Below are 8,026 nucleotides of genomic sequence, written 5' to 3'. Positions count from 1 at the left end.
CTCTCCCTGAGGGAGAGGGTTAGGGTGAGGGGGCAACAAATGCGACTCCCTCACCCGCGTTTCACTCAAATGTCTCCCCGATCACAAAATGATCATTTTCCCCACAAGCGATCTTCTCAAAACAACTGTTACGCGTATACAGTTACGCGTAACAGTTAATGTGCAAGAGGTTTTTTTATGGGTAATTTGTTTGATTTATCGGGTAAACGCGCGCTGGTAACCGGTTCAGCGCAGGGGATTGGCTTGCTGCTGGCTCGCGGCCTGGCAGAGCACGGCGCGGAGGTGGTGATTAATGACATCACCCAACAGCGCGCTACACAGGCAGCGGATGCCCTGACGGCTGAAGGATTCCGCGCAGTGGGTTACGGTTTTGATGTCACTCATGCGCAGGAGGTGGCTAAAGCCATCGACAACATCGAACAGGAGGTGGGCGCAATTGATATTCTGATTAATAACGCTGGTATTCAACGCCGTTATCCGTTTACTGAATTTCCCGAAGCCGAATGGGATAAAGTGATCGACGTGAACCAAAAATCCGTATTTCTGGTTTCCCAGCAGGTCGCGAAATATATGATGCAACGTCGGCAGGGGAAAATAATTAATATCTGCTCAATGCAAAGCGAATTAGGACGCAAAACGATTACGCCTTACGCCGCCTCAAAAGGTGCGGTCAAAATGCTAACCCGTGGAATGTGTGTCGAGCTGGCGGAATACAATATTCAGGTTAACGGTATTGCGCCGGGATATTTTGCCACCGACATGACCGCCGCGCTGGTTGACGACGAAGCCTTTTCCGCCTGGCTCTACCAGCGCACGCCCGCAGCCCGTTGGGGAAAACCAGAGGAACTGATTGGTGCGGCAGTTTATCTCGCGGCGCCTGCCTCTGATTTTGTGAATGGTCATATTCTGTTTGTCGATGGCGGAATGTTAGCCGCCGTGTAACAACATAAAATAACGATAGATGATGCTCATCGTCTGAGGATTGAGTATGAAAACACTTAGCAAACTGCCAGTTCGCCGCTGGTGGTATTTAATGCCGATTATTTTTATTACCTACAGCCTGGCTTATCTTGATCGCGCGAATTATGGTTTTGCCGCCGCCGCCGGAATTGAAAATGATTTAGGGATCACCAAAGGGACCGCATCGTTAATTGGCGCGCTGTTCTTCCTTGGTTATTTCTTTTTCCAGGTGCCGGGTGCAATGTACGCGGTAAAACGCAGCGTGCGGAAAATGATTTTTTTCAGCCTGATATTATGGGGGTTCTGCGCGGCAGCCACCGGTTTCGTCAGTAATATCCCGACATTGATGGCGATTCGCTTTACCCTGGGTATTGTCGAAGCGGCTGTGATGCCCGCGATGCTTATTTACATCAGCAACTGGTTTACCAAAAGCGAGCGTTCACGCGCCAATACTTTCCTGATTCTCGGTAATCCGGTGACGGTGCTGTGGATGTCGATTGTCTCTGGTTACCTGATTCAGGCCTGGGGCTGGCGCGAAATGTTTATCATCGAGGGCATTCCGGCGGTGCTGTGGGCTTTCTGCTGGTGGGCGCTGGTGCGCGATAAACCGTCAGAGGCCACCTGGCTCAGTGAAGAAGAAAAACAAGCGCTTCAGCAGGCAATGGACAGCGAACAAACGGCCATCAAGCCCGTACGTAACTACGGTGAAGCGATGCGTTCGCGTAACGTCATTATGCTGTGTGCCGTGCATGCGCTGTGGAGTATCGGTGTCTACGGCTTCATGATGTGGATGCCGTCGATTCTGAAAAATGCGGCGCAAATGGACATTGTCTCCGTCGGCTGGCTGGCCGCTGTGCCTTATCTGGCGGCAATTTGCCTGATGCTGGTAGTCTCATGGCTCTCCGATAAACTGCAAAACCGTAAGCTGTTTATCTGGCCTTTGCTACTGATTGCGGGCGTCGCGTTCTTCGGTTCGTGGATGTTGGGCACCCAGGCGTTCTGGCTCTCATATGCGTTGCTGGTAATTGCCGCAGCCTGTATGTACGCACCTTACGGGCCGTTCTTCGCGTTGATACCGGAACTGCTGCCACGCAACGTCTCGGGCGTGTCGATGGGGTTAATCAACAGCTTCGGCGCGTTAGGCGCGTTTATCGGTGCGTGGCTGGTGGGTTATCTCAACGGCATCACCGGCGGGCCTGGCGCGTCTTACACCTTTATGGCGACCGCGCTGTTTGCGTCGGTGGTACTGATGTACTGCGTGCGCGCGCCAGGCGAAACGACGCGCGGCACGCTGCAAACGAATAAGGCCGCCAGCTAAACGGGTTGGATGCAGATCCTGCCCGGCTGTGATAAGGTTCTCTGCGAGCAAAACAGGCATTTTGTCGCAGAGAATCTCATGAAAAACAATCGGATGACATTGCAGGATATCGCTAATCTGGCGGGGTTGAATAAGATGACGGTCAGCCGTTATCTGCGAGACCCTAATCAGGTCTCTGCGCGTAGCCGTGAATTGATTTCGAAAATCATGGAAGAGAACAACTACATTCCCAATCGCGCGCCGGAAATTTTGCTCAATGCGCGCAGTAAAACGATCGGCGTTTTGATTCCTTCGTTTCGCAATCAGATCTTCGCCGATGTGCTGGCGGGGATCGAGTCCGTGACCTCTGCGCATCAATACCAAACGCTGATCGCCAACTACGAATACGATCCCTGTCGTGAAGAGCGGGAAGTGCTGAATCTGCTTTCGTATAACATCGATGGCCTGATCCTCACCGGCCGCCAGCATACGGACAGAATGGTGCAGTACCTGCGCGCCAGCGGTATTCCGGTGGCGGAGCTAATGGACGTTTCCGGGCAACCGCTCGATATTCAGGTCGGCTTTGATAACGAAAAAGCGGCCTGGGAGATGACCACCGCGTTTCTCGACAGCGGCAAGCGACAGATCGCCTTCTTTGGCTCAATGGATGACCCGCGCGATCTCAGTCGATATCGCGGCACGCAAAATGCGCTGGCGGCGCACGGCCTGGAGCCGTACCACCTGGCGCCGAAAACCATCTCTTCGGTTTCACTGGGGCGTCAAATGTTTCAGCAAATGCGCCAGCAGCGCCCGGATATTGACGCGGTATTCTGCACCAACGATGACCTGGCGGTCGGCGTGCTGCTGGAGTGCCAGGCGCAGAATATCAGCGTGCCGGGCGAGCTGGCGATCGCGGGTTTCCATGGGCTGGAAATAGGGCGGGCACGCCTGCAAAAAGTCGCCAGCGTGGTCACGCCGCGCTTCGAGATTGGCCAGGTGGCCAGCGAATTGCTGCTCAAACGACTGGCGGGTAAAGATGTGCCGGAAAGCGTGAATGTGGGCTATCAGATTTATTACGGCGATACGCTGTAATTAGTGCAAATCATCCTGTGATAAAAATGTAAGAATTTAGTCATGTGACCGTCATAATACTTTTATACAGTCGCTGCGATTTCATTTTTTTAGTTTTTTCATGGAGATGATAATAATGAAGTACAGCGCTCTCTTTATTGCATTAATACCTTTGCTGGCAACCCCGATTATTCACGCAGAAACCCTGACTGCACCCGCGCTTGATAGTCGTGCGGCGCAGGGGGATATCACCGCGCCCGGTGGCGCACGTCGCCTGAGCGGCGACCAGTCAGCGGCGCTGCGTGCGTCGATCATTGATAAACCGGCGAAAAACATTATTTTGCTGATTGGCGATGGCATGGGAGATTCCGAAATTACCGCTGCGCGCAACTACGCGCTGGGCGCGGGCGGCTTCTTTAAAGGCATTGATGCGCTGCCGCTGACCGGTCAGTACACCCACTACGCGCTGGATAAAAAAACCGGGAAACCGGACTACGTCACTGACTCCGCCGCCTCGGCCACCGCATGGAGCACCGGCGTGAAAACCTATAACGGCGCGCTGGGCGTGGACATCCATGAGCAGCCACATCAAACGCTGCTTGAGCTGGCAAAATCCGCAGGCCTTGCAACAGGCAACGTCTCTACCGCGGAATTGCAGGACGCAACTCCAGCAGCACAGATTTCTCACGTGACCTCGCGTAAATGCTACGGTCCGAGCGTGACTACGGAAAAATGCCCGACTAACGCGCTGGAAAAAGGCGGCAAAGGCTCCATTACCGAGCAACTGCTGAACGCACGCGCTGACGTCACCTTAGGCGGCGGCGCGAAAACCTTTGCTGAGACCGCTACCGCAGGCGAATGGCAGGGCAAAACCCTGCGCGAGCAGGCACAGGCGCGTGGTTATCAGCTGATAAGCGACGCCAGCGGGCTGGCGAACATTACCGTGGCGAATCAGGATAAACCGCTGCTGGGGCTGTTCTCTGATGGCAACATGCCGGTGCGCTGGGAAGGGCCAAAAGCGTCCTATCACGGCAACATTGATAAACCAGCTGTAACCTGTACGCCGAACCCGAAACGTGATGACAGCGTGCCGACGCTGGCGCAGATGACCGACAAGGCCATTACGCTGTTGAGTCGCAACGAAAAAGGCTTCTTCTTGCAGGTGGAAGGCGCGTCGATCGACAAACAGGATCACGCGGCGAATCCGTGCGGGCAAATTGGTGAAACGGTCGATCTGGACGAGGCCGTACAAAAAGCGCTGGCGTTCGCACAGAAAGACGGCAACACACTGGTGATCGTCACCGCTGACCACGCCCACGCCAGCCAGATTGTCGCGCCGGATACGAAAGCGCCCGGCCTGACTCAGGCATTGAATACCAAAGATGGCGCGGTCATGGTAATGAGCTACGGCAACTCGGAAGAGGAATCGATGGAGCACACCGGCACTCAGGTGCGCATCGCCGCGTACGGCCCACATGCGGCGAACGTCGTTGGCCTGACCGACCAGACCGATCTTTACTACACCATGAAGTCCGCGCTTGGTCTGTAATATTTTCAGTATTCCCGACGGCTAAATAGTGCCGTCGGCTTGTTTTATTTTCGCCAGCGTTCAGAATTGTAAGGATTGTCTTATATAAGGATGGTGCAATGAAACTCGCAATACTGGGTGCTTTTGTTTTTGGTCTCTGTTTTGTTTCTACCGCAGGCGCGGCAGATCAAACATTAACGCCGCAGCAGCAGCGCATGCGCGACTGTAATGCGCAGGCAACGGCGAAAACGATCAAAGGTGATGAACGCAAAACGTACATGAGCGCGTGCCTGAAAGGGCAGGATGTGGCGAAAGAGAAAGGTGTGACGCCTCAGCAGCAGAAAATGCGTGAATGTAATGCGAAAGCGACCGAGCAGTCATTAAAAGGCGACGACCGTAAGAAATTTATGAGCGCCTGTCTGAAAAAATCCGCTTAACGCAATCGACTTTTTGGCAAGAAATACGCCCGGTAGAATTTAGCCGGGCGTTTTTATTCAGAGGATCAGGCTTTACTCATTTTCTCTGATTTTTCCATGCAGGCTGCCATGGCTTCGATAACGGCAGAGCGGAATCCTTTTTCTTCCAGTACGCGGACGGCTTCAATCGTTGTGCCGCCAGGCGAACAAACCATGTCTTTTAATTCACCCGGATGCTTACCCGTTTCCAGCACCATCTTCGCTGAACCCATCACCGCTTGTGCGGCAAATTTATAGGCCTGCGCGCGCGGCATTCCGCCCACAACGGCCGCATCGGCCATCGCTTCGATAAACATGAATACATACGCCGGTGCGGAACCGCTGACGCCAACGACTGGATGAATCATCTGCTCGGCGATAATTTCGGCTTCGCCAAAGCAGCGGAAAATGTTCAGCACATCGGCGGTATCTTCCGGCGTGACCAGTGCGTTGGGGGTTACGGAGGTCATTCCTGCGTTCACCAGCGACGGCGTATTTGGCATCGCACGGACGATTTTACGATCGTGACCCAGCGCGCGCGCCAGTTGATCGAGCGTGATGCCTGCGGCAATAGAGACCACCAAAGAATCTTTATTAAAGCTGGAAGCGACTTCGCTCAGCACTTTAATCATGATGCCTGGCTTCACGGCACCGAAGACGATGTCCGCCACTTGGGCGACTTCCTGCGCGCTTTCGGCGGCGTTAATACCGAACTGATCGTGCAGGGCGGCCACTTTATCCGGCGATGGGGTATAGACCCAAATCTGGCCCGGCAGCACCTGACCGCTGGCAATCAGGCCGCCAAGAATTGCTTTACCCATATTCCCGCAGCCGATGAAGCCAATCTTTTTGTCCATGATGTCTCCCATTGTGTGTTTTTTTATTAGTGTACCTTTATAGGCGATTTGTCGCGACGAGTAACCTGAACATTACGCGACAGCACGCGCCGGGCATGTCATCATTACCCACCGTTTTGCCAAATTCAGGAGAGGTAATGACAATTTGGGTTGATGCGGACGCCTGTCCGAACGTCATCAAAGAGGTACTGTTTCGCGCGGCGGATCGTACACAAACGCAGGTGACGCTGGTGGCAAACCAGTATCTGCGCGTGCCCCCATCACGTTTTATTCGGGCGATGGTGGTGCCAAAAGGTTTTGACGTTGCCGATAACGAAATAGTGCGCTTGTGTGAGCCGGGCGATCTGGTGATCACTGCCGATATTCCGCTGGCGGCGGAAGTGCTGGAAAAGGGCGCGGCGGCGTTAAATCCGCGCGGCGAGCGTTACAGTAACGCGACGATTCGCGAGCGTTTAACCATGCGTGATTTTATGGACACCCTGCGCGCAAGCGGCGTGCAAACCGGCGGCCCGAGCACGTTGAGCCAGCGCGACAGACAACAGTTTGCGGCGGAACTGGATAAATGGCTGCTGGCGGCAAAACATCCTTAATGTGAATTTCGTCACAAAAATGTGTTACCGTTTGCACCGTCTGCTCGCTTGTCAACGAAGCCTGCTTTCGTGTACATTTATCTAAACAATATGTGACACTTTTTCTTTACGCTTTTACACGTACTGTTTTCAGGCATATTTGTGCTTGTCTTACAGAGTCTGGATAGTTCTGTAACTCTTTATTTACACTTACTTGTGTACTAGTTTGGTGATATCATTCTTAATTCAGATATGCGTCCCGCATCTTCATCGTTCCAGGGAGAACGCCAGGTCATGACTCAGCCTATTTTTTTGATTGGCGCGCGTGGTTGTGGAAAAACAACTATAGGTCAACGGCTTACCCATGCCTGTGATTTTCACTTTGTGGATACCGATCAAGTATTGCAACAGCGTGCCGGCATGACAGTCGCCGATATTGTGGTGCGAGAAGGCTGGGCCGGTTTTCGTGCCCGTGAAACGCAAACGCTGCAATTCGTCACCCAACCGGCAACGGTCGTGGCGACGGGCGGCGGCATCATTCTGGCTGAAGTGAATCGCGACTTTATGCGTCAGAATGGCGTGGTGATTTACCTCAATGCGCCGGTATCGGTCCTGGCGGACCGCCTGGAAGCCTTCCCGGAAGCATCGCAGCGCCCAACGTTAACGGGAAAACCGATCACGGAAGAAGTGGCGGATATCCTGGCGCAGCGCGATGCTCTCTATCGCCAGACAGCGCACCATATTGTTGATGCATCGGCCTGTCCGGACGACGTGGTTGAGCAAATTCTGACCGAACTGCGTCTGGCTCGCGCCTCTTAATTCAGGCATTGCCTATACTTAACGCTCTGTCAGTCAACATAAGGAAGAGCGATGCCGACCAATCCCCCGTATCCACGCGAAGCGCGTATTGAAGTTGTCGAAAAAGGGCAGCCCGGCCAAACGGTCACCTGGTATCAATTACGCGCAGACCACCCCACACCCGATACGCTGATTAGTGAGCATACTACGAAGCAGGACGCGCTTGACGCCAAACAGCGCTATGAAGACCCTTCCAAAAGCTAACACCCCTCAATAAGGCCCAATAATAAAGTGGTTATATTGGGCCTTAATCACACTTTTTACTTATCGTAACTGTTATTAAAAGGTTAAAGTTTAGTTATATCAGGAGCGTGCCGGAATCATCCGGAACCTTTACATTTCGCCTGATAAATGAGCTGCTACGCTTCTGAACGGTGTTTTTTCATCCATCCAGGTGGCCAAGTGGTAAGAAGAGCCGTGTGCAGGCAGTG

Annotated in this window: 9 protein-coding genes; 8 read left to right on the top strand and 1 reads right to left on the bottom strand. The window is 53.4% G+C overall.

The window, feature by feature from the left end:
- Positions 1–177: 177 nt before the first annotated feature.
- The 5 genes from idnO to F0Q32_RS04765 all read left to right on the top strand — a co-directional run bounded on the left by idnO (position 178) and on the right by F0Q32_RS04765 (position 5,293).
- Entirely contained in the window at positions 178–942 is a 765-nt protein-coding gene (idnO, locus tag F0Q32_RS04785; protein WP_149462175.1) for a gluconate 5-dehydrogenase, read from the top strand.
- A gap of 46 nt (positions 943–988) precedes the next feature.
- Positions 989–2,278 (top strand): MFS transporter, encoded by a 1,290-nt coding sequence (locus F0Q32_RS04780; RefSeq protein ID WP_149462174.1) that lies wholly within the window; start codon positions 989–991, stop codon positions 2,276–2,278.
- 78 nt (positions 2,279–2,356) lie between these two features.
- Positions 2,357–3,349 (top strand): substrate-binding domain-containing protein, encoded by a 993-nt coding sequence (locus tag F0Q32_RS04775; protein ID WP_149462173.1) that lies wholly within the window; start codon positions 2,357–2,359, stop codon positions 3,347–3,349.
- A gap of 100 nt (positions 3,350–3,449) precedes the next feature.
- Complete coding sequence (gene phoA / locus F0Q32_RS04770; RefSeq protein WP_188016826.1) at positions 3,450–4,877, top strand: alkaline phosphatase; 1,428 nt, start codon at positions 3,450–3,452, stop codon at positions 4,875–4,877.
- 98 nt (positions 4,878–4,975) lie between these two features.
- Positions 4,976–5,293, top strand: a complete 318-nt coding sequence (locus tag F0Q32_RS04765; protein ID WP_149462171.1) for a PsiF family protein — start codon at positions 4,976–4,978, stop codon at positions 5,291–5,293.
- 65 nt (positions 5,294–5,358) lie between these two features.
- Here F0Q32_RS04765 and proC read toward each other — a convergent pair whose 3' ends face one another.
- Positions 5,359–6,168 (bottom strand): pyrroline-5-carboxylate reductase, encoded by an 810-nt coding sequence (gene proC, locus F0Q32_RS04760; protein ID WP_015965639.1) that lies wholly within the window; start codon positions 6,166–6,168, stop codon positions 5,359–5,361.
- 137 nt (positions 6,169–6,305) lie between these two features.
- Between proC and F0Q32_RS04755 the strand changes: the two genes are divergently transcribed.
- The 3 genes from F0Q32_RS04755 (at position 6,306) to F0Q32_RS04745 (ending at position 7,799) form a co-directional block, all read left to right on the top strand.
- Positions 6,306–6,758 (top strand): YaiI/YqxD family protein, encoded by a 453-nt coding sequence (locus tag F0Q32_RS04755; RefSeq protein WP_149462170.1) that lies wholly within the window; start codon positions 6,306–6,308, stop codon positions 6,756–6,758.
- Between the two features lie 273 nt (positions 6,759–7,031).
- Positions 7,032–7,556 (top strand): shikimate kinase AroL, encoded by a 525-nt coding sequence (gene aroL, locus F0Q32_RS04750; protein WP_149462169.1) that lies wholly within the window; start codon positions 7,032–7,034, stop codon positions 7,554–7,556.
- A 51-nt stretch (positions 7,557–7,607) separates the two neighbouring features.
- Entirely contained in the window at positions 7,608–7,799 is a 192-nt protein-coding gene (locus tag F0Q32_RS04745) for a YaiA family protein (RefSeq protein ID WP_015965636.1), read from the top strand.
- The last annotated feature ends 227 nt before the right edge of the window (positions 7,800–8,026 follow it).

Source organism: Pseudocitrobacter sp. 73, from assembly GCF_008369545.1.
GTDB lineage: Bacteria > Pseudomonadota > Gammaproteobacteria > Enterobacterales > Enterobacteriaceae > Pseudocitrobacter > Pseudocitrobacter vendiensis.
The sequence above is the reverse complement of the archived record's forward strand: the minus strand, read 5'-3'. Positions and strand labels throughout refer to the sequence as shown.

What these genes read in the sequence shown, in the direction of transcription:
- aroL (WP_149462169.1), top strand. Translation starts at nt 7,032, where the DNA reads ATGACTCAGCCTATTTTTTTGATTGGCGCGCGTGGTTGTGGAAAAACA.
- idnO (WP_149462175.1), top strand. Translation starts at nt 178, where the DNA reads ATGGGTAATTTGTTTGATTTATCGGGTAAACGCGCGCTGGTAACCGGT.
- F0Q32_RS04755 (WP_149462170.1), top strand. Translation starts at nt 6,306, where the DNA reads ATGACAATTTGGGTTGATGCGGACGCCTGTCCGAACGTCATCAAAGAG.
- F0Q32_RS04780 (WP_149462174.1), top strand. Translation starts at nt 989, where the DNA reads ATGAAAACACTTAGCAAACTGCCAGTTCGCCGCTGGTGGTATTTAATG.
- F0Q32_RS04765 (WP_149462171.1), top strand. Translation starts at nt 4,976, where the DNA reads ATGAAACTCGCAATACTGGGTGCTTTTGTTTTTGGTCTCTGTTTTGTT.
- phoA (WP_188016826.1), top strand. Translation starts at nt 3,450, where the DNA reads ATGGAGATGATAATAATGAAGTACAGCGCTCTCTTTATTGCATTAATA.
- F0Q32_RS04745 (WP_015965636.1), top strand. Translation starts at nt 7,608, where the DNA reads ATGCCGACCAATCCCCCGTATCCACGCGAAGCGCGTATTGAAGTTGTC.
- F0Q32_RS04775 (WP_149462173.1), top strand. Translation starts at nt 2,357, where the DNA reads ATGAAAAACAATCGGATGACATTGCAGGATATCGCTAATCTGGCGGGG.
- proC (WP_015965639.1), bottom strand. Translation starts at nt 6,168, where the DNA reads ATGGACAAAAAGATTGGCTTCATCGGCTGCGGGAATATGGGTAAAGCA.